The organism is Cupriavidus sp. USMAHM13 (assembly GCF_001854285.1).
In the GTDB taxonomy this organism is placed as follows: Bacteria; Pseudomonadota; Gammaproteobacteria; order Burkholderiales; family Burkholderiaceae; genus Cupriavidus; species Cupriavidus malaysiensis.
Genome location: NZ_CP017752.1, coordinates 988913 through 1009699, shown reverse-complemented (window position 1 = coordinate 1009699; position 20787 = coordinate 988913). Strand labels below are relative to the sequence as shown.

General features: G+C 71.3%; 11 protein-coding genes. 6 read left to right on the top strand and 5 right to left on the bottom strand.

What is annotated here, in order from left to right:
• Positions 1 to 3: 3 nt before the first annotated feature.
• Positions 4 to 1008 carry an aliphatic sulfonate ABC transporter substrate-binding protein gene (locus BKK81_RS22830; protein WP_071017960.1) on the top strand — a complete coding sequence of 335 codons (1005 nt, stop codon included), beginning with the start codon at positions 4 to 6 and terminating at the stop codon, positions 1006 to 1008.
• 74 nt (positions 1009 to 1082) lie between these two features.
• Here BKK81_RS22830 and BKK81_RS22825 read toward each other — a convergent pair whose 3' ends face one another.
• On the bottom strand, positions 1083 to 1937 hold the full coding sequence (locus tag BKK81_RS22825) for a LysR substrate-binding domain-containing protein (protein ID WP_071017958.1): 855 nt from the start codon (positions 1935 to 1937) through the stop codon (positions 1083 to 1085).
• Between the two features lie 251 nt (positions 1938 to 2188).
• Between BKK81_RS22825 and BKK81_RS22820 the strand changes: the two genes are divergently transcribed.
• From BKK81_RS22820 to BKK81_RS22810, 3 genes are all read left to right on the top strand, one after another.
• The gene (locus BKK81_RS22820; protein WP_071022080.1) at positions 2189 to 3385 is read left to right on the top strand and encodes an aminotransferase class I/II-fold pyridoxal phosphate-dependent enzyme; all 1197 of its coding nucleotides are present in this window, start codon (positions 2189 to 2191) and stop codon (positions 3383 to 3385) included.
• Positions 3386 to 3642: 257 nt separating this feature from the next.
• Positions 3643 to 5184 carry an amidase gene (locus BKK81_RS22815; protein ID WP_071017956.1) on the top strand — a complete coding sequence of 514 codons (1542 nt, stop codon included), beginning with the start codon at positions 3643 to 3645 and terminating at the stop codon, positions 5182 to 5184.
• Positions 5185 to 5477: 293 nt separating this feature from the next.
• On the top strand, positions 5478 to 5768 hold the full coding sequence (locus BKK81_RS22810) for an H-NS histone family protein (RefSeq protein ID WP_071017954.1): 291 nt from the start codon (positions 5478 to 5480) through the stop codon (positions 5766 to 5768).
• Between the two features lie 93 nt (positions 5769 to 5861).
• Here the strand turns inward: BKK81_RS22810 and bglX are convergent, their stop codons facing one another.
• Positions 5862 to 8183: a beta-glucosidase BglX gene (gene bglX, locus BKK81_RS22805; protein ID WP_083384735.1), complete on the bottom strand. Its 2322-nt coding sequence runs from the start codon at positions 8181 to 8183 to the stop codon at positions 5862 to 5864.
• Positions 8184 to 8483: 300 nt separating this feature from the next.
• Here bglX and BKK81_RS22800 point away from each other — a divergent pair, with 300 nt between their 5' ends.
• Both BKK81_RS22800 and BKK81_RS22795 read left to right on the top strand, forming a co-directional pair.
• Positions 8484 to 10055, top strand: coding sequence for a glucan biosynthesis protein G (locus BKK81_RS22800; protein ID WP_071022075.1), 1572 nt, complete (start codon positions 8484 to 8486; stop codon positions 10053 to 10055).
• Between the two features lie 958 nt (positions 10056 to 11013).
• Positions 11014 to 18330, top strand: a complete 7317-nt coding sequence (locus BKK81_RS22795) for an autotransporter-associated beta strand repeat-containing protein (protein ID WP_071017952.1) — start codon at positions 11014 to 11016, stop codon at positions 18328 to 18330.
• Positions 18331 to 18520: 190 nt separating this feature from the next.
• Here the strand turns inward: BKK81_RS22795 and BKK81_RS22790 are convergent, their stop codons facing one another.
• The 3 genes from BKK81_RS22790 to BKK81_RS22780 form a co-directional block, all read right to left on the bottom strand.
• Positions 18521 to 18895 carry a TraR/DksA family transcriptional regulator gene (locus tag BKK81_RS22790; protein WP_071017951.1) on the bottom strand — a complete coding sequence of 125 codons (375 nt, stop codon included), beginning with the start codon at positions 18893 to 18895 and terminating at the stop codon, positions 18521 to 18523.
• Positions 18896 to 19093: 198 nt separating this feature from the next.
• Positions 19094 to 19837: a glutamine amidotransferase gene (locus tag BKK81_RS22785; protein WP_071017949.1), complete on the bottom strand. Its 744-nt coding sequence runs from the start codon at positions 19835 to 19837 to the stop codon at positions 19094 to 19096.
• Complete coding sequence (locus tag BKK81_RS22780; RefSeq protein WP_197524042.1) at positions 19834 to 20745, bottom strand: YggS family pyridoxal phosphate-dependent enzyme; 912 nt, start codon at positions 20743 to 20745, stop codon at positions 19834 to 19836. Before BKK81_RS22780 ends, BKK81_RS22785 begins: the two co-directional genes overlap by 4 nt.
• Positions 20746 to 20787: the final 42 nt, after the last annotated feature.

Genomic DNA, 20787 nt, shown 5'->3' with positions numbered 1-20787 from the left:
GCCATGAACCGTTGCCGCCGTGCCGCCGCCTGCGCGGCCTTTGCCAAGAGGCTGGCGGGCGCGCTCGGCGCCTGCGGCCTGCTCGCCGCCCTGCTCGTCGCGCCGCTGCAGGCCGCGCACGCCGCCGACGCCTGGCCCGGCGAAATCCGCATCGGGGTGCAGAAGGGCGACGGCCTGGTCGCGCTGCGGGCCTCCGGCCGCCTCGAGAAAGCGCTCGCGCCGCATCACGTCACCGTCAAGTGGATCGAGTTCGTCTACGGGCTGCCGATGGTCGAGGGCATCAACAGCGGCGACGTCGACGTCGGCACGGTGGGCTCGACGCCCCCCATCTTCGCGCAGGCGGGCGGCGCGCCGTCCCTGGTCTACGTGGCCTATGCGCCGAAGCTGCAGCGCAGCTACGCCATCGTCGTGCCCAAGGACTCCACGGTGCGCGACGTGCGCGGGCTGCTGGGCAAGCGCATCGCCGTGGCCAAGGGCTCGCAGGGCCATCTGTTCGTGCTCAAGGCCCTGCAGGACGCCGGCCTGGACGCCGGCGCCGTGCAGCTCGCCTATCTCGCCTACGGCGAAGCGCGCGCAGCCTTCGAACGTGGCGACGTCGATGCCTGGGCGGTACCCGACCCGCGCTATGCGGACGCCGAGCTCGGCGCGGGCGCGCGCGCGCTGCTCGAGATCGGCAAGCTCTCGGTGCCGCAGTATGGCTTCTACATCGCCACGCGCCGCTTCGCCGCCAGCTATCCCGCCGCGCTGCGGCTGCTGTTCGAACAGGTCGAGGCCCAGGCGCGCGACAGCGCCGCCCACCCCGCCGCCACGGCAGCGCTGCTGGCGGACAATACCAAGGTGCCGCTGGCGGTGTGGCAGAAGGCCGTGCCGCGCGTCGACTGGGGCGCGCGCTATCCGCTCGACGCCGCCGTGCTCGATGCCCAGCAGGACAGCGCCGAACTGGCCCTGCGCCACAAGCTGATCCCGCGCCGCGTCTCCATCCGCGATGCGGTGGTCGACATCCGCTGAGGCCGTCGGCCGGGATGTTCCGCGCACGCCATCCCCACACGCCATCCCCACACGCCATCCCTTCACGCGCGGCGCTACAACCGCAGTTCCGTCAGGATCTGCTCGGCGAGGAAGTCGCAGGGCGGGCGGTTGGAGCGCGCGCTGCGCGCCAGCACGATCTCCAGCTCGGGCAACGCCGGCAGGCCATGCGCGCGGCCGAGCTGCTGCAGCGAGGGCGGCACCGCGCAGCGCGCCGACGGGGCCACCGCCAGGCCGGCCTCGACCATGCTGAGCAAGCCCATCAGGCTGGGACTCTCATAAGAGGTGCGGAAGCCGATGCCGGCGCGCTCCAGCGCGCGGATGGCATTGGCGCGCGCCGTGCTGCCGGCGCCGAACACGGCGATCGGCAGCGGGCGCTCCAGCCACACCTCCCGTCCGCCCGCCGCCGGCCCGGCCCAGACCATGGGTTCGAGCCGGATGAACTCGCCGCCCAGGCCCTTCATGCGCGTGACGCAGGCCAGGTCCAGCTTGTTGTCTTTCAGCAGCGGCGCCAGCGCGTGGCTGGGCAGGCCGATCACGTGGATCTCCACCTTGGGATAGCTGGCCGAGAACTTGCGCAGCACCGCCGGCAGCAGCGAGGAGGCATAGTCGTCCGGCACGCCGATGGCCACGCGGCCCTTGACCTCGGGATGGACCATGGCTGCCCAGGCCTCGTCGCGCAGCGCCAGCATGCGGCGCGCGTAGGCGATCAGCACCAGCCCGTCCGGGGTCGGCGAAACGTGGCGCGGGCCGCGTACGAACAGCGTCTTGCCGAGCGTGTCTTCGAGCGCGCGGATCTGCATGCTGAGCGCGGACTGCGAGCGGTGCACCAGCGCGGCGCCGCGCACGAAGCTGCCGGCATCGGCTACCGCCACCACCATCGCCAGCACATCGAGGTCAAGGGATTTCATCGGGACACACCGCTCCAGGTCATGCGCACGCTGCCCGGCCGGCCCCGCCCGGGAAGCGACGGGGCGGGACGGGAAGGCACGGTGGTGCGCGTGGGAAAGCACCCTGCCATCAGAAAACCTGATCAAAAGCATCAATATAACGCGTTTGCCTGAAGGCATGCGCCTCCGCATACTGGCGCCGTTCCCCCACTTTCCGCTCAAAGGAGACGCGCGTGACGCCGCACACCTACCACCAGTTCAAGCAGCTCGGCATGCGCCTGGACATGTCGCGCGGCAAGCCCGCGCCGGAGCAGCTCGAGCTGTCCCGCGCCCTGCTCGACGATGCCGCGGCGGCCGGTCACCTGTCGCGCGACGGCATCGACTGCCGCAACTACGGCCACCCCCTGGGCCTGCCCGAGGCGCGCGAGCTGGGCGCCGCGCTGCTGGAGGTGCCGCCGGCGCAGGTGGTCGCCGCCGGCAACTCCAGCCTGGAACTGATGCACGATGCGCTCGCCTTCGCCATGCTGCACGGCATGGCCGGCGGCACGCCCTGGGTGCGCGGCGAGGCCGCCGTGCTGTGCCCGGTGCCGGGCTACGACCGCCACTTCGCCATCTGCGAGGCGCTCGGCATCCGCATGATCCCCGTGCCGATGCGCGCCGACGGCCCGCATTTGGAGGCGGTCGAGGAAATGGTGCGCGACATCCCCAGCATCAAGGGCATGTGGTGCATGCCGCTGTACAGCAACCCGAGCGGCGCCATCTATTCGGCCGAGGTGGTGCGCCGGCTGGCGGCGATGCCGACGGCCGCGCCCGACTTCCGCCTGCTGTGGGACGACGCCTACCGCCTGCACCACCTGACCGACACCCCGCACGCCACGCCCGCCGTGCTTGCGGCCTGCGCCGCGGCCGGCCACCCCGACCGTGCCCTGGTGTTCGCCTCGCTGTCCAAGGTTACGATGGCCGGCAGCGGCGTCGCCTTCCTGGCCGGCTCGCCGCGCAACGTCGCCTGGTGGCAGCAATGCAGCGCGGTGCGTACCATCGGTCCGGACAAGCTCAACCAGCTGCGCCATGTGCACTGGCTGCGCGACCGCGCCGGCGTCGAGCGGCTGATGGCGGCGCACCGCGCGCTGCTGCGGCCCAAGTTCGACGCCGTGCTGGCCGCCTTCGGCGAACTGCTGGCAGACGTGCCGGGCGTGCGCTGGACCGTGCCGCAGGGCGGTTACTTCATCAGCCTGTACACGCCGCCTGGACTGGCGGCGCGCACGGTGGCGCTGGCGGCCGAGGCCGGCCTGGTGCTGACCCCGGCGGGCGCCGCCTTCCCCTACGGCCGCGACCCGCACGACAGCCACCTGCGCATCGCGCCGACCTTCCCCTCGCTGGCGGACGTGCGCGTGGCCGCGCGCGGCATCGCGCTGTCGCTGCGGCATGCGCTCGAGACCCGCGAGGCGGCCGTGCCGGCAACCGCGTAGCCGCGCTCGACGGCGACGGAGACGGCGACGGCGACGGCGACGGAGACGGCGACGGCGACGGCGACGGAGACGGCGAGGCGACGGCAGCGCGGCACCAGCGCTCTACGGGAAAGCCCGCCCTGAAGGCGCGAGGCGCTTCAGGCTACACTGCGGCACCGCCGCGGCGGCCACATCCCCGCCGCGCCGGCCGGCGCCTGGGCCGGCCGCCCCAGCCAGCCCAGGCGGCGGGCACCGCAGCAGCCACCGGAGACGCCGCCATGGCAGCCCATTCCCCGAGCACCAACGCCGCCATCGTCGAAGCCGGCATCGCCGGCCTGCAAGAGGCGATGCTGGGCGGACGCACCGACAGCCGCAGCCTGGTCGCCGCCTGCCTCGACCGCATCGATGCCATCGACCGCCACGGCCCCTGCCTCAACGCGGTGATCGAAATCAATCCCGACGCCATCGACATCGCGCGCGGGCTCGACGCGGAACGGCAGGCCGGCCGGGTGCGCGGGCCCCTGCATGGCATCCCGGTGCTGCTCAAGGACAATATCGCCAGCGCGGACAAGATGGAAACGACGGCGGGCTCGCTCGCCCTGCTCGGCGCGCGGGCGCCGCGCGACGCCTTCCTGGTCGAGCGGCTGCGCGCGGCCGGCGCCGTGATCCTGGGCAAGACCAACCTGTCCGAATGGGCCAACTGCCGTTCGCCGCGCACCGTGTCCGGCTGGAGTTCGCGCGGCGGGCTGACGCGCAACCCCTATGCGCTCGACCGCAGCGCCAGCGGCTCGAGCTCGGGCTCCGCAGTGGCGGTCGCCGCCAGCCTGGCCGTGGTGGCGGTCGGCACCGAGACCGACGGCTCCATCATCTCGCCGAGCGCGGTCAACGGCATCGTCGGCATCAAGCCCACCGTCGGCCTGGTCAGCCGCGACGGCGTGGTGCCGGTCTCGCATTCGCAGGACACCCCGGGCCCGATGGCGCGCACCGTGGCCGACGCGGCCGCGCTGCTGAGCGTTCTGGCGGGCCGCGATGCGCGTGACCCGGCCACGCTGGCGGCCGACGGGCAGGCGCAGGATTACACCCTCTGCCTGCGCACCGACGGCCTGCGCGGCCGGCGCCTGGGCGTGCTGCGCAGCCATTTCGGCGCGCGCAACGACCTCGTGAGCGCGCGCATCGAGGATGCGCTGAAGGTGCTGCGCGAGCAGGGCGCGACCCTGGTCGAGCTGCCCGAGCTGCCGGGCGAGGCCGGGCTGGGCGCGCATGAGTCGGTGGTCTTGCGGCATGAGCTGAAGGCCGGCCTGGCCGCCTACCTCGCCGAGTTCGCGCCGGGGTCGCCGCACCGCTCGCTGGCCGACATCATCGCCTTCAACGACCGCCACCGCGAACGCGTGATGCCTTACTTCGGCCAGGACACGCTGCGGCGCGCGCAGGCTTGCGGCGGCCTCGACAGCGCCCCCTATCTCGAAGCGCTGGCGCAGGCACGGCGGCTCGCGCGCGAGGACGGCATCGACCGCGTGCTGCGCGAGCACGAGCTCGACGCGCTGGTCGCGCCCAGCGCCAGCCCGGCCTGGCTGACCGACTTCGTGCGCGGCGACTTCGGCGGCGCCGGCTTCGGCAGCGCGGCGGCGGTGGCCGGTTATCCCCACATCACGGTGCCCGCCGGCCTGGTCTGCGGCCTGCCCTGCGGCCTCTCCTTCGCCGCCACCGCGTGGCGCGAGGCCGACCTGATCGCCATGGCCTATGCCTACGAACAGGCCAGCCTGGCGCGGCGCCCGCCCGCCTACGCCGCCAGCGTGCCGCGGCCCGCGACGCCGCGCTAGGACGGTGCCGGTGCCGCACCGATGCCTGCCGATGCCGCGCCCCGATGCCGCACCTTTTCCGCACTCCTGCAACGCAGGCGTCACATTTCCCGCTTAGGCTGCCGCTCCGCCCGAAGCCGGCGTGCCGTGCCCCAGGCACGGCCGCGCCTGCGCACCGGTCAACTCTTTTGCGGATCCCGCGTTAAGCGGACATCACGCCACCGCCATCGACGGGATGGCATCGGCCGGGCAGACCGGGGGCGCGATGCACAACGAATCACCAAGCGAAGAACAGAGATAAAGGGAAGGTCACCATGGCAAGCTACAAGGAACTGCTGGTGCAGCGGGAGGCGCTCGACGCCGCCATCGCGCAGGCGCGCAAGGCGGAGATCGGGGCCGTGATCGCGCAGATCCACGGGCTGATGGCGCAGTACGGGCTGAGCACCGATGACCTGACGCCGCGCCGCGGCCGTCCGCGCGGCAGCAAGTCCGCATCGGTGGCGAAGTACCGCAATCCGAAGACGGGCCAGACCTGGTCCGGCCGCGGCCGCGCGCCGGCATGGATCGGCAAGCAGCGCGAACGCTTCCTGATCACGCAGGCCTGAGCCGGCGGCGCGGCAGGCGCCGCCACGGCCAGCCCTGGTCCACCGCGCATCACCGGGAGCAGGCGGAGCCCCCTGCTCCCGTGACCCGGCGGATCAGCGCAGCAGCGTGAAGGTCCGCGCGCGCACGGCCTGCGAATCCAGCCCGACCTGCACGGTGAACTCGCCCGGCTCGGCCACATAGTCGAGCCGGTCGTTGAAGAATTTCAGCCTGTCTTCATCCAGCATGAAGCGCACCTGGCGGCTCTCGCCCGCCTTGAGGGCGATCTTGCGGAAGTCCTTCAGTTCCTTGACCGGCCGCACCACCGAGGCCGCCTCATCGCGCAGGTAGAGCTGCACCACGGTCTCGCCGTCGCGCGTGCCGGTGTTCTTGACGGTCACGCTGGCTTCGATGCTGCCCTGGCGCGGCATGGTGGTGGCCGACAAGGTGATCCCGGACAGCGCGAAATCGGTGTAGCTCAGGCCGTAGCCGAAGGGATAGAGCGGGCCGGATTCCTCCTCGAAGTACTGCGAGGTGTAGTTGGGCGGCTTGCCCGGCGTGAACGGACGGCCCAGGCGCAGGTGGTTGTAGTAGGTGGGGATCTGGCCGACCGAGCGCGGGAAGGAGACCGGCAGCTTGCCCGCGGGGTTGTAGTCGCCGAACAGCACGTCGGCGATGGCGTGCCCGCCTTCGGTGCCGGCATACCAGGTCTCCAGCAGCGCGTCGGCGTTGCCCTTCGCCCAGTTGAGGTCCAGCGGGCGGCCGTTCATCAGCACCACCACCAGCGGCTTGCCGGTCGCCTTGAGCGCCTGGAGCAGGGCCAGCTGGCTGCCGGGCAGCGACAGGCTGGTCCGGCTCGAGGCTTCGTGCGACATGCCGCGCGATTCGCCCACCGCGGCCACCACCACGTCGGCGCCGCGCGCCGCCTCGACCGCCTCGTCGATCATCTGCTGCGGCGGGCGCTTGTCCTGCACCACCTCCGGCTTGTCCCAGTTGAGGAAATTCAGGTAGTTCACCACCCGCTCGTCGTCGGTCACATTGGCACCGCGCGCGTAGACCACGCTGCCGCGCCCCGCCAGCGCCTCGCGCATGCCCTGCAGCAGGGTCACCGACTGGCGCGCCTTGGCCGCCGCCGACCAGCTGCCCAGGATATCGATGGGCGCGTCGGCCAGCGGCCCGACCAGCGCCACCGTGCCGCCCCTGGCCAGCGGCAGGGTGCGCTGGCGGTTCTCCAGCAGCACCAGCGAGCGGCGCGCGGCGTCGCGCGCTTCGGCGCGGTGCAGGCGGCCCTCGGCGTCGACGTCGGGCGGATCGTCGCGCGCGCTGCCGATGCGGCGGTAGGGGTCCTGGAACAGACCCATGTCGTACTTGACGCCCAGCACCTCGCGCACCGCCTCGTCGATGCGGGCGACCGGCACTTCGCCGGATCGCACCAGCGCCGGCAGCTCCTTCAGGTAGAGCGAATCGTGCATGCTCATGTCGACGCCGGCATCGATCGCCAGCCGCGCCGCCTCGCGGCCGTCCCTGGCCACGCCGTGGCGCATCAGCTCCTCGATGGCACCGTGGTCGCTCACGGTGACACCGTGGAAACCCCATTGCCCGCGCAGCAGGTCACGCAGCAGCCAGCGGTTCGAGGTGGCCGGCACGCCGTTGATCGAGTTCAGCGCGATCATCACGCCGCCCGCGCCGGCATCGATGCCGGCACGATAGGGCGGCAGATAGTCCTGGAACATGCGCAGCGGGCTCATGTCGACGGTGTTGTAGTCGCGCCCGCCCTCGACCGCGCCGTACAGCGCGAAATGCTTGACCACTGCCGTCACGCTGTCGGCCCGCGCCGGCGAACTGCCCTGGAAGCCGCGCACGCTGGCGCGCGCGCACTGCGAGACCAGGTAGGGATCTTCGCCGAAGCCCTCCGAGGTGCGGCCCCAGCGCGGATCGCGGGAAATGTCGACCATCGGCGCGAAGGTCATGTCGAGTCCGTCGGCGCTGGCCTCGATGGCAGACACGCGCGCGCTGCGCTCGACCACGTCCATGTCCCAGCTTGCCGCCAGGCCGAGGCTGATGGGGAAGGCGGTGCGGTGCCCGTGCACCACGTCGTAGGCGAAGAAGATGGGGATCTTCAGGCGGCTGCGCTGCACCGCCGCGTCCTGCAGCGGCCGGTTGTCGGCGCGCGTGACCGAATTGAAGGTGCCGCCTACGCGCCCCGCCGCGATCTCCTCGATCAGGCGGGGCTGGGGCATGTCGGCGCCGATGCTGATCAGGCGCAGCTGGCCGATCTTCTCGTCCAGCGTCATGCGCTGCATCAGGGAGGCGATGAAGGCATCCTTGGCGGCGGCGGAGCCGCCCTGGTTGCCGCCGGCCGAGGCCGGCTCCGCGCCGGCCAGCGCCGGCGCTCCAAGCAGGCTGGCGGACAAGGCCAGCGTGGACAACAGTCTCATCAGGTCGGTTTCCCCGGTGACGGTGACGGTGACGGTGACGGCGCCGGACACGCCCGCCCTCGCGCACGCCCCGTATGCCCCGTATGCCCCGTATGCCGGCTTGCGCGCGGCCCGGCGGGACACACGGCGGCAAGCGTTACTTTCTGCACTTTCCTTGTGCGCAGTTTACCCCTATTAAACTAGGGGCTTGCCGCGCGGCCGTCCGGGCCACCCACCCGCCGCAGCCGCCGGCATGCGTTTTCACCTGCCTTCCTGGAGAGATCCGTGCTTCTTGCCGCCTTCGCCGCAACGCTGCGCCCCATGATGCGCCCGACGATGCGCGCGCCCCTGCAGACGCTGACGCTGGCCCTGTCCGTGCTGTGCGCCGCACATGCCCACGCCTTCTCGCTGGACGACGTACTGGCCCGCGCCCGTACCCTGGCCGACCAGCCCTACCAGGCGCCGGCCAACAACCTGCCGCCGGCCTTCCGCCAGATGCAGTTCGCCGACTACATCAAGATCCAGCCGCGTCGCGACCAGATGGAGTGGAAGGACCAGGGCACGCCATTCCGGCTGGCCTTCTACCACCAGGGCATGCAGTTCAGCAGCCCGGTGCGCATCAACGAGATCGTCGGCGGCGCGGTGCAGGAGATCCGCTACGACCCCGCCCGCTTCGATTTCGGCGACCTCAAGCTCGACAAATCGGCCACCGCCCGGCTCGGCTACGCCGGCCTCCGCGTGCTGTACCCGATCAACCAGGCCGGCAAGGACGACGAGATCATGAGCGTGCTCGGCGCCAGCTACTTCCGCGTGGTCGGCAAGGGCCAGGTCTACGGCCTGTCCGGGCGCGGCCTGGCGATCGACACCGGCCTGCCGGTGGCCGAGGAATTCCCGGCCTTCCGCGAATTCTGGCTCGTGCGCCCCGCCGCGCGCGACAAGCAGCTGGTGTTCTACGCGCTGCTCGACTCGCCGCGCGCCACCGGCGCCTACCGCTTCGAGCTGACCCCCGGCCTCACCACCTCCGACACCACCCTCAAGGTACAGGCGCGCATCCTGATGCGCGGCCCCGTGGCCAAGCTCGGCGTGGCGCCGCTGACCAGCATGTTCCTGTTCGGCCCCAACCAGCAGCGCGATCCCTACAACTACCGCCCGGCCCTGCATGACTCCAACGGCCTGGCCATCCACACCGGCGGCGGCGAATGGCTGTGGCGCCCGCTCAACAACCCGCGCCAGCTTGCCATCAGCACCTTCCAGGTGACCAATCCGCGCGGCTTCGGCCTGTTGCAGCGCGGCCGGGCGTTCTCCGCCTTCGAAGACCTGAAGGACCGCTACGACCTGCGCCCGAGCGCCTGGATCGTGCCCGAGGGCGACTGGGGCAAGGGCAAGGTCGAGCTGGTGGAGATTCCCACGCCGGACGAAACCAACGACAACATCGTCGCCTTCTGGACGCCGGACACGCTGCCGCCCAAGGGCCAGCCGCTGCGCGCCGACTACACCATCCACTGGACCCTGGACGAACGCGCGCTGCTGGACCAGAAACTGGCCTGGGTCAAGCAGACGCTGCGCAGCGCCGGCGAGGTCATGCAGCCCAACCTGATCCGCCACCTGGACGGCAGCATCGGCCTGACCGTCGACTTCGAGGGTCCGGTGCTGGCGACGCTGCCGGCCGGCACGCCGGTCCAGCTCCAGCTCAGCGCCGGCGACAACGCCGAGATCCTGGAGCAGACGCTGCAGCCCAACCCGCCCATCCAGGGCTGGCGCAGCCAGCTGCGCCTCAAGGTCAAGGATCCGCAGAAGGCCGTGGAGATCCGCGAGGCCCTGGTCTCGGGCGGCCGCACGCTGAGCGAGACGTGGAGTTATCAGTTGCCGCCGAACTCGGTGCCTGCCCGGTAGGAGGAACCTCAACAAGCGCCTCGGGCAGCACCTGGCGCCGGATCCCGGCGCCGCGCCTCCTCCACGGGCTCCGCGCCACCACCGCCAACGGCCCGCCGCGCTGCGCGGGCCCTGTGCAGGCCGCGCGGTCCGTCCGGCCAGCGGCGCCAGCTCTCCCCTGTCTTTTCCTTCACTTCCAGCCCAGCCCTCCCTTCGTCCGTAGGGGGTAAATCGCGGCTTCCGGGCATTCCAATGTGATAAAAATAATACAAAGACTATAAATAGCACTTCGCGGTAATTCGAATACTCCCGTGCATGCTTCACGGGGTTTTGTTCCGGCGACATGGCTGTCGCCGCCTGCGGGCCGGGAAGCCCATGCGGGGAAAGCGATCGATGTCGAAGGCCAGCGCTAAGACGGGCCCGGCGACAGGAACGTCATCCGTGCGGCAGGCGAAGCGCAACAACACAGTACAAGCCAACGCATGGCGATCGCATCGGTTCCGGCGGCTCCGCGCCGGCCCGGACGAGGCGACCGTACCTGCGAGCGAAGAACAAGATAACGGGTAAGCCGGTCGTTCCGGCGGCATCCCGCCCGCGCCCCCATCCGGCGACGCGGCGCGGCCGCTGCGATCGACCGATTCTGGTTTCAAGGGGGTTAGCTTGATCGATATTCACCTGCCACGGCATCCCGCGGTGCCAACCGGACCTGGCCGCGCCACGGCGCACCGGCTCATCGCCACGGCGCGACGGACCGCCCGTTTCGCCATCCCTCTCCAGCACCCACCCTCAGCACTGCCGGCTTAAGCCCTCGGCATCCGCCGACCTCTTCGCGTGACGCGAGAGGCCGGGGCCGACGCGCGCCGGTGGCCTGACAGGCCCCGCCTTTTGCTACCCGTGCCAGGCACGGGCGGCTGCGCTCGTCCCGCGATTCGCTCACGCCTCGACAGATTCAAGACACCAAGACAAAGCGAGTGGAATCATGAACAAGACATACCGCCTCATCTGGAGCAAGCGGCATAGCGCCTATGTCGCCGCCTCCGAACTGGCCAGCGCGCACGGCAAGGATGGCGGGGGCACGACGGCGGCACGGCCGGCGCTGGCTCCGGCGCGCGTGCAGGGTCGGCTGTTCGCCCTGAAGCGGCTTGCCGGCGCGGTCCTGCTCTCGTGCGGCTTCGTCGCGCTGGCGGGCGCGACACCGGTGCTGGTGACGGAGAATCCGTGGGGCACCACCGACGACCAGACCGCGATGAATGCCGCCTACGGCATCAACAACTGGACGCTCTATACCAATTACGCCAGCGCGACGACGAATGTCGGGTCGATCTTCAACAGCAGCACCCGCTTCGTCATGCTGGAAGGCAGCGCGAACACCGATATCGACCTGAGCGCCTTCCTGAGCGCCAACTCGTCGACCATCCTGGGCTGGGTCAACAGCGGCGGCAGCCTGCTGCTGCAATCGGCGGGCTGGGATACCTCGATCACGTTCGGCGGCGTCACGCTGAACCATGGCGACGGCTACGCTTCCAGCTCCGGCAGCCTGACGCAGGCCGGCCTCAGTCTGTTCACCTCGACACCGATCGGGGCGACCGGCCGCATCGGCGGCTACCTGGCCCACGACACGGTCACCGCCTCCGGCGGCATCACGCTGACCAGCTATGTGCAGGGCCAGACGGATGGCTTCGGGCTGCAGCCCATCGTTGCCGGATACCAGTACGGGCAAGGCTACCTGATGTACAGCGGCCTGACCGCCTTCAGCTTCCACTCCGCGGCGAACGGCAGCGACCTCGGCGCCGACGGCCCGAGCTGGCTGGTGAACATGATCGGGGCCACCCCCGGTCCCGTGGCCACCGACATCACCGGCGCCGGTTCGCCCCATGCGGCCTCGGGCCTGGCGGGCGGCTCGCTGAACCCGGCCTTCGACGGCGGCACGCTGAAGATGGATACGGCCCAGGGCGCCTACGGGCAGAACTTCACGCTCAACGCCAACGGCGGCACCATCGACCAGAACGGCAACGGCTCCACCTTCAGCGGCGTGATCGCCAACGCGGCCACCGGAGGCGGCACGCTGACCGTCACCAACAGCGGCACCGGCGGCTCGGTGACGCTGACCGGGGTCAACACCTATACGGGTGCCACCGCCATCGACAGTGGCGCCACGCTCGCCCTGGCCGGTGCCGGCAGCATCGCGGCCTCGTCCAAGGTCACCGACAACGGCACCTTCGACATCTCGGGCACCAGCAGCGGCGCGTCGATCCAGTCGCTGGCGGGTAACGGCCTGGTCTCGCTGGGCGGCAAGACCCTGACGCTGACCAACGCCAACGACACCTTCGGCGGCGTGATCGCCGGCTCGGGCGGCGTCACCGTCAACGGCGGCACCGAAACGCTGAGCGGTTCCAACACCTACACGGGTGCCACCACCATCGGCAGCGAAGGCACGCTGGCCCTGGCCGGCACCGGCAGCATCGCGTCGTCGTCCAAGGTCACCGATAACGGCACCTTCGACATCTCGGGCACCAGCAGCGGCGCGTCGATCCAGTCGCTGGCCGGCAATGGCAATGTCGCCCTCGGCGGCAAGACCCTGACGCTGACCAACGCCAACGACACCTTCGGCGGCGTGATCGCCGGCTCGGGTGGCGTCACCGTCAACGGCGGCACCGAAACGCTGAGCGGTTCCAACACCTACACGGGTGCCACCACCATCGGCAGCGAAGGCACGCTGGCCCTGGCCGGCACCGGCAGCATCGCGTCGTCGTCCAAGGTCACCGATAACGGCACCTTCGACATCTCGGCCACCAGCAGCGGTGCATCGATCCAGTCGCTCGCCGGCAATGGCCTGGCTTCCCTCGGCGGCAAGACCCTGACGCTGACCAACGCCAACGACACCTTCGGCGGCGTGATCGCCGGCTCGGGCGGCGTCACCGTCAACGGCGGCACCGAGACCCTGTCGGGCGCCAACACCTACACCGGTGCCACCAGCGTCGGCAGCGAAGGCACTCTCGCCCTGTCGGGCAATGGCAGCATCGTGGCGTCATCCAAGGTCACCGACAACGGTACCTTCGATATTTCCGCCACCACCAGCGGCGCTGCGATCCAGTCGCTGGCCGGCAATGGCCTGGTCACGCTGGGCGGCAAGACCCTGACGCTGAGCAACGCCGCTGACACCTTCTCCGGCGTGATCGCCGGCTCGGGCGGCGTCACCGTCAACGGCGGCACCGAAACCCTGAGCGGCGCCAACACTTACACCGGCGCCACCACCGTCGGCAGCGAAGGCACCCTCGCCCTGTCGGGCAACGGCAGTATCGCCAGCTCCAGCAAGGTCACCGACAACGGTACCTTCGATATCTCGGCCACCACGAACGGCGCCTCGATCCAGTCGCTCGCCGGCAATGGCCTGGCTTCCCTCGGCGGCAAGACCCTGACGCTGACCAACGCCAACGACACCTTCGGCGGCGTGATCGCCGGCTCGGGCGGCGTCACCGTCAACGGCGGCACCGAAACCCTGAGCGGCGCCAACACTTACACCGGCGCCACCACCATCGGCAGCGAAGCCACCCTCGCCCTGAGCGGCGCCGGCAGCATCGCGGCCTCGTCCAAGGTCACCGACAACGGCAGCTTCGACATCTCCGCCACCACCAATGGTGCGTCGATCCAGTCGCTCGCCGGCAATGGCCTGGCTTCCCTCGGCGGCAAGACCCTGACGCTGACCAACGCCAACGACACCTTCGGCGGCGTCATCGCCGGCTCGGGTGGCGTCACCGTCAACGGCGGCACCGAAACGCTGAGCGGTACCAACACGTTTACGGGTGCCACCACCATCGGCAGCGAAGCCACCCTCGCCCTGTCGGGCAACGGCAGCATCGCGGCCTCGTCCAAGGTCACCGACAACGGCACCTTCGACATCTCCACCACCACGAACGGCGCCTCGATCCAGTCGCTGGCCGGCAGCGGCAATGTCGCCCTGGGCGGCAAGACCCTGACGCTGACCAACGCCAATGACACCTTCGGCGGCGTCATCGCCGGCTCGGGTGGGGTCACCGTCAACGGCGGCACCGAAACCCTGAGCGGCGCCAACACGTTTACGGGTGCCACCACCGTCGGCAGCGAAGGCACTCTCGCCCTGTCGGGCAATGGCAGTATCGCGGCGTCGTCCAAGGTCACCGACAACGGCACCTTCGACATCTCCACCACCACGAACGGCGCGTCGATCCAGTCGCTGGCCGGCAACGGCAACGTCGCCCTGGGCGGCAAGACCCTGTCGCTGACCCATGCCAGCGACACCTTCTCCGGCGTCATCGCCGGCACCGGCAACGTGGTCGTCTATGGCGGCACGCAGACCCTGGGCGGCACCAACACCTACACCGGCCTCACCGGCGTCGATACCGGCGCGACCCTGGCCCTGAGCGGCACCGGCAGCATCGCCGCCTCCCAAGGCCTGATCGCCCTGGGCACCTTCGACATCTCCGGCACCAGCCAGGGGGCCACGCTGCAGGCGCTGGCCGGCAACGGCAATGTGGCGCTGGGCAGCCAGACCCTGACGCTCAGCAACGCCAGCGACGCCTTCGACGGCGTCATCGCCGGCGCGGGCGGCCTCACCGTCAACGGCGGCACCCAGGCCCTGGGCGGTGCCAGCACCTACACCGGTGCCACCACCATCGGCAGCGGGGCCACCCTCGCCCTGACCGGCGACGGCAGCATCGCGGCCTCGTCCAAGGTCACCGACAACGGCACCTTCGACATCTCCACCACCACGAACGGCGCCTCGATCCAGTCACTGGCCGGCAGCGGCAATGTCGCCCTGGGCGGCAAGGCCCTGACGCTGACCAACGCCAATGACACCTTCGGCGGCGTCATCGCCGGCTCGGGTGGCCTCACCGTCAACGGCGGCACCGAAACCCTGAGCGGCGCCAACACTTACACCGGCGCCACCACCATCGGCAGCGAAGCCACCCTCGCCCTGAGCGGCGCCGGCAGCATCGCGGCCTCGTCCAAGGTCACCGACAACGGCAGCTTCGACATCTCCGCCACCACCAATGGTGCGTCGATCCAGTCGCTGGCCGGCAACGGCAACGTCGCCCTGGGCGGCAAGACCCTGTCGCTGACCCATGCCAGCGACACCTTCTCCGGCGTCATCGCCGGCACCGGCAACGTGGTCGTCTATGGCGGCACGCAGACCCTGGGCGGCACCAACACCTACACCGGCCTCACCGGTGTCGATACCGGCGCGACCCTGGCCCTGAGCGGCACCGGCAGCATCGCCGCCTCCCAAGGCCTGATCGCACTGGGCACCTTCGACATCTCCGGCACCAGCCAGGGGGCCACGCTGCAGACGCTGGCCGGCAACGGCAATGTGGCGCTGGGCAGCCAGACCCTGACGCTCAGCAACGCCAGCGACACCTTCGACGGCGTCATCGCCGGCGCGGGCGGCCTCACCGTCAACGGCGGCACCCAGGCCCTGGGCGGTGCCAACACCTACACCGGCGCCACCACCATCGGCAGCGAAGGCGCGCTGGCCCTGAGCGGCAGCGGCAGCATCGCGGCCTCGGCCAAGGTCACCGACAACGGCATCTTCGATATCTCCGCCACCACCGGCGGCGCGTCGATCCAGTCGCTGGCCGGCAGCGGCAATGTCGCGCTGGGCGGCAGGACCCTGACGCTCAGCAACGCCGCTGACACCTTCTCCGGCGCCATTGCCGGCGCGGGCGGGGTCACCGTCAATGGCGGCACCGAAACCCTGAGCGGCGCCAATACCTACACGGGTGCCACCACGATCGGCAGCGGCGCCACCCTGGCGCTGTCGGGCAACGGCAGCATCGCCGCGTCCGGCAACGTGATCGACAACGGCGCCTTCAGCATCGCCGCCACCAATGCCGGCGCGGCGATCCAGAGCCTGTCCGGCAATGGCAGCGTCGACCTGGGCAGCAAGACGCTGGCCCTGGTCAACGCGAGCGGCACCTTCGCCGGCACCATCGGCGGCAGCGGCATGCTGGCCGTCACCGGCGGCACGCAGACCCTGTCGGGGGCCAATACCTACAGCGGCGGCACGCTGGTCAACGGCGGCGCCACGCTCAAGGTATCGGCCGACGCCAACCTCGGCACCGGCACGCTGGCGCTGAACGGCGGCACATTGCAGAACACGGCCACCTTCTCCAGCGGCCGGAACGTGGTGCTGGGCCGCAGCGGCGGCACCTTCAATACCGATGGCGCCACCACGCTGACGCTGAACGGCAGCCTGTCCGGCAGCGGCATGCTGACCAAGGCCGGCACCGGTACGCTGATCCTGGGCGGCGACAACGCCGGCGCTCCGGCGCACACGCCCGGCACCGGCTGGACCGGCGGCCTGACCATCAATGCGGGCCTGGTCGAGGTCACCAATCCGTGGGGCCTGGGCTGGGGCAACGTGATCGTCAATGGCGGCACCATCAACACCACCGTCAACATCCTGACCGGCCAGACCATCGCGCTGGGCGGCGGCACCAACGTCAACACCGCGGCCGGGACCACCACCACCCTGTCCGGCACCATCGGCACCGCCTCCTCGGGCAGCGGCTGCTTCGTCAAGAGCGGCCAGGGCACGCTGGACGTGACCGGCAGCGCGACGCTGTCGAACGGTACCTGCGTGCAGCAGGGCACGCTGCTGGCCAACGGCACCATCAACGGCGATGTCGACGTGACTTCCGGCGCGCGGCTCGGCGGCGCGGGCACCATCCAGGGCACGGTCAACGTGCAGGGCACGCTGTCGCCCGGCAACTCGCCCGGCTACCTGACCGTGGCCGGCAGCGTCAACATGCTGTCCGGCAGTACCTACCAGGAAGACATCTCGGGCAAGCTGCAGGCCGGCCCCGGCACGCCGATCGGCACCCCGGGCTACTACTCCTTCCTGCGCGTGACCAACGGCGGCCAGTTCTCCATCGCCGCCAACACCACGCTGGCGCCGCGCCTGAGCAACCTGTTCTCGCCCAGCGAGGCAGGCTACGGCAGCGCGGCCTACAAGCCGGTGCTGGGCGACACCTTCCGCATCGTCACCGCCGACGGCGGCATCTCCGGGCGCTTCGCCACGCTGGCGCAGCCCGGCGGCATGAGCGACGGCACGCGCTTCGCGGTGTTCTACAACACCTTCGGCAGCAACAGCATCGACCTCAAGGTCCTGCCGACCTCCTACGCGCAGTGGCTGGCCGGCGGCAACCGCAACGCCGTCACCGCGGGCGGCGTGCTGGACCGCATCCTGGCCGGCGACCAGGCCGGCACCGCCACCACGGCGCAGGACAAGCTGCTGTACGTGGCCGCCAGCCAGAACGCGGCGACGCTGCCCGGCTTCGCGCGCGCCCTGGCCGGCGAGGTGCACGCCGCCATGGCCGCGGCCGCGCCGCAGGCCGGCCTGCGCGTCAACAACACGGTGATCCGCCAGCTCGGCGACACCAGCGTGCTGGGCGCGGCGCCGGCCACCACCACCGCCACCACCAGCGAGCCGGCGCGCCGGCGCGGCCTGTGGGTGGACATCGGCGCCGACCATGGCCGCTGGGACGGCGACGGCAGCGCCTCGCAATTCACCACCAACCGCTCGCAGTTCGTGCTGGGCGCGGACATGCTGGGCGGCGAGTCGACCCGCTTCGGCCTCGGCTTCGCGTACACCAACACCAACGTCGGCGCCACCGGCGGCTCGGGCTCGGTCGCGGAGTACATGGGCTTCGCCTACGGCCAGGGCACGCTCGGCCCGGTGGTGGTGGACGGCATGGCCGGCTTCGGCAGCAATGACTGGAATACCCAGCGCGCCGATCCGACCGGCCTCTCCAGCACCGCGCTGAAGACCGACGCCAGCGGCAACAGCACCCAGGTCGGGATCGGCCTGCGCACGCCGCTGGCGCTGGGCGCGACCACGCTGGAGCCGTTCGCCCGCTTCCTGTGGCAGAAGAGCACGCGCGGCGCCACCGACGAGGGTTCGGCCACGCCGGCCGCGCTCAGCCTGGGCCGCTACGACGCCACCGGCAACCGCGTCACGCTGGGCCTGACGGCACGCTCGGCGCAGCGCAGCCCGCTGTCCGACACGCTGACCTACCAGTTCAGCGCCGGCATCGGCCGCGACAACGGCAACCTGGCGCAGACCACCGTGCAGGCCAACCTGGCCGGCTACAGCATGGGCATCGTGTCACCGCAGGTGGGCCGCCTGTTCGGCCAGGCCAGCTTCACCGGCACGCTGCGCCTGGGCAAGCAGGCCTACGCCTACCTGGGCCTGAACGGGGAAGTGCGCCGCGGCAAGAACGACGTCGGCGTCAACGGCGGCCTGCGCGTCGCCTTCTGATCCCGACCGGTCCGGCATGCCTGCCCGTCCGCCGCCCGGCGGGCGGGTGGGCAGCCTCCCCGAGGGCTTCGGGCCGCGGCCCCCCCCGCTGCGGCACGGGCCTGGCGTTCCGCGCCGTGAACACCACGAACGCCATGAACACCACGAACGCTGTCAGCGCCGTGAGCGCCCGTCAGCGCCGCCAGCACCCTCAGCGCTGGCGGCCGCCCGCCAGCGCCGGCGCCGCTTCCCGCGCGCGCTGGCAATCCATGCAGCGCCTGGCCGTCGGATAGGCCAGCAGGCGCGGCGGCGGAATCTCCTCGCCGCACTCGATGCAGAAGCCGTAGGAGCCGTTGGCAAGACGTTGCCGCGCCGCGCTGATATCGGCCAGCTCCCTGCGGGCATGCGTCTCCACCGCTTCTCCCATGCGCAGGTCGGTGTCGCGGTCGGCCTGATCGGCCTGGTCGCTGGGCTCCGGCGACGGCGGCGCGGCGGCCGATGCGGTCAGCTGCGCGCGCGCGCGCAGTTCCGCCTGGTCCAGCAGGCTCGCCACGCGGGCGAGTTCGGCGTCGGTCAATGCGGTCATCACGGTCCCCTCGGCGGATCGGCCTCCGATGCCCCTCATTGTGCGCCCCTGGCGCGCCGCCGGCTTGGGCTTTGTCTTGGCGAACGAGCGGCAGCCATCACTCGGGCACCGCCACGAACCGCAGGCAGCACATGCCGGCGCGTCGCTTCCGGCACACCCGCCCGGCCCTCGGGCGGGCGGCGCGGCCGGACGGCCTGATCAAGGCCCCGGAGCCGGCCGGACGGGAGCCGGCGCCGCCGCATCCTCGGCCTCGAAACCGTCCAGCCAGGCACCAAACACACGTTGCGCCGCCGCGGCCAGCGCCTGCCCGTGCGCGAGGGCCTGGGCGCGCAGCATGCGTGGGTCGATGCCGGCCAGCTCCAGTTCGCAGGCATGGCCGAGCAGCCAGCCTTCGATGGTGCCGGCATCGGCCTCCAGGTGGCACTGCAGGCCGAGCACCCGGGGCCCGACGGCGAATGCCTGGTTGGGGCAGGCCGCCGTGCCGGCGAGGCGCTGGGCGCCATCGGGAATGGCGAACTGGTCACCATGCCAGTGCAGCACCGCGGCCCCCTGCAGGCCGGCCAGTGCCGAAGCCTGCCCTGCCTCGCTCAAGGCGAGCGGCGCGAAGCCGATCTCCTTCACGCCCATCGGACGCACCGCCGCGCCGAGCGCGCGCGCCATCAGCTGGGCGCCGAGGCAGATGCCCAGCAGCGGGCGTCCGGCCTCGAGGCGCACGCGCACGGCCCGCAACTCCGCGGTCAGCCAGGGATAGCGCGGCTCGTCGAAGGCGCCGACCGGGCCGCCCAGCACCACCATCAGCGCCGGCGACAGCACGTCGAGCGCGGCGAGGTCGTCGCCGGCAGGGTCGACGTAGCGCACGTGATAGCCGCGCGCGCGCAGCAGCGGCTCCAGGGTGCCGAGGTCTTCGAAATGGATGTGGCGGATGGCGAGGACGGTCTTCATGGCAGGAGCCTCGGGTTCGGATGGATGCCGGCGGCGCCGACGGGATGCGCGGCGTCCGGGTCGGAAGCCGGGTCGCGGATGGCGTCCGGGCCGGGGCCCGTGCCCGTGCCCGGCCAATAGTAATGGTCCGGCGTGGCGCGCGCGCCGTAGATGGCCTGGCCCACGCGCACCACGGTGGCGCCTTCCTCGATGGCAATCTCGAAGTCGCCGGACATGCCCATCGACAGCTCGTCCAGCGCGATACCGTCGGGCGCCTGCTGGCGCAGCCGGTCGCGCAGGGTGCGCAGGCTGGCGAAACAGGCGCGCACGCGCTCCGCCTCGCCCGACAGCAGCGCCAGCGTCATCAGGCCGCGCACGCGCAGCGCGCCGAAGGCCGGCAAGGCGCGCAGGAAGGCCCCGACCTGCCCGGGCGGCAGCCCGTACTTGCTGTCCTCGCCCGAGGTATTGACCTGCACGAACACGTCGAGCGCGCGCCCCTCGGCCTGCAGGCGCCGGTCCAGCACCTCGGCCAGGTGCAGGCTGTCGAGCGCCTGGAACTCGTCGGCGAAGCGCGCCACCACCTTGGCCTTGTTGCTCTGCAGGTGGCCGATCACCGACCAGCGCAGCCCGGGCAGGTCGGCCAGTGCCGCCTGCTTGCGGCTGGCTTCCTGCACCTTGTTCTCGCCCAGCATGCGGCAGCCGGCCGCATAGGACAGGCGGATACGCGCCTCGTCCACCGTCTTGCTGACCGGCAGCAGGCGCACTTCGGCGGGATCGCGGCCGGCGCGCCGCGCGGCGGCCGCGATGCGGGCCCGCACCTCGGCCAGGTTACGGCGGAAGTCGTCGACCGTGCGGGCGTGCGGATAGAGGCCGTGGTGTTCGTGCCGGGTCGGCGTGGGGAACGGGGATGGATCGGGCGGAGCAGGCAAGTCGTGGTCCTCCAGCACGTGGCGGCAGCCTCGCGGCGGGAT

What these genes read in the sequence shown, in the direction of transcription:
- BKK81_RS22815 (WP_071017956.1), top strand. Translation starts at nt 3,643, where the DNA reads ATGGCAGCCCATTCCCCGAGCACCAACGCCGCCATCGTCGAAGCCGGC.
- BKK81_RS22830 (WP_071017960.1), top strand. Translation starts at nt 4, where the DNA reads ATGAACCGTTGCCGCCGTGCCGCCGCCTGCGCGGCCTTTGCCAAGAGG.
- BKK81_RS22790 (WP_071017951.1), bottom strand. Translation starts at nt 18,895, where the DNA reads ATGACCGCATTGACCGACGCCGAACTCGCCCGCGTGGCGAGCCTGCTG.
- BKK81_RS22795 (WP_071017952.1), top strand. Translation starts at nt 11,014, where the DNA reads ATGAACAAGACATACCGCCTCATCTGGAGCAAGCGGCATAGCGCCTAT.
- BKK81_RS22820 (WP_071022080.1), top strand. Translation starts at nt 2,189, where the DNA reads ATGCGCCTGGACATGTCGCGCGGCAAGCCCGCGCCGGAGCAGCTCGAG.
- BKK81_RS22810 (WP_071017954.1), top strand. Translation starts at nt 5,478, where the DNA reads ATGGCAAGCTACAAGGAACTGCTGGTGCAGCGGGAGGCGCTCGACGCC.
- BKK81_RS22800 (WP_071022075.1), top strand. Translation starts at nt 8,484, where the DNA reads ATGATGCGCCCGACGATGCGCGCGCCCCTGCAGACGCTGACGCTGGCC.
- BKK81_RS22825 (WP_071017958.1), bottom strand. Translation starts at nt 1,937, where the DNA reads ATGAAATCCCTTGACCTCGATGTGCTGGCGATGGTGGTGGCGGTAGCC.
- bglX (WP_083384735.1), bottom strand. Translation starts at nt 8,183, where the DNA reads ATGAGACTGTTGTCCACGCTGGCCTTGTCCGCCAGCCTGCTTGGAGCG.
- BKK81_RS22785 (WP_071017949.1), bottom strand. Translation starts at nt 19,837, where the DNA reads ATGAAGACCGTCCTCGCCATCCGCCACATCCATTTCGAAGACCTCGGC.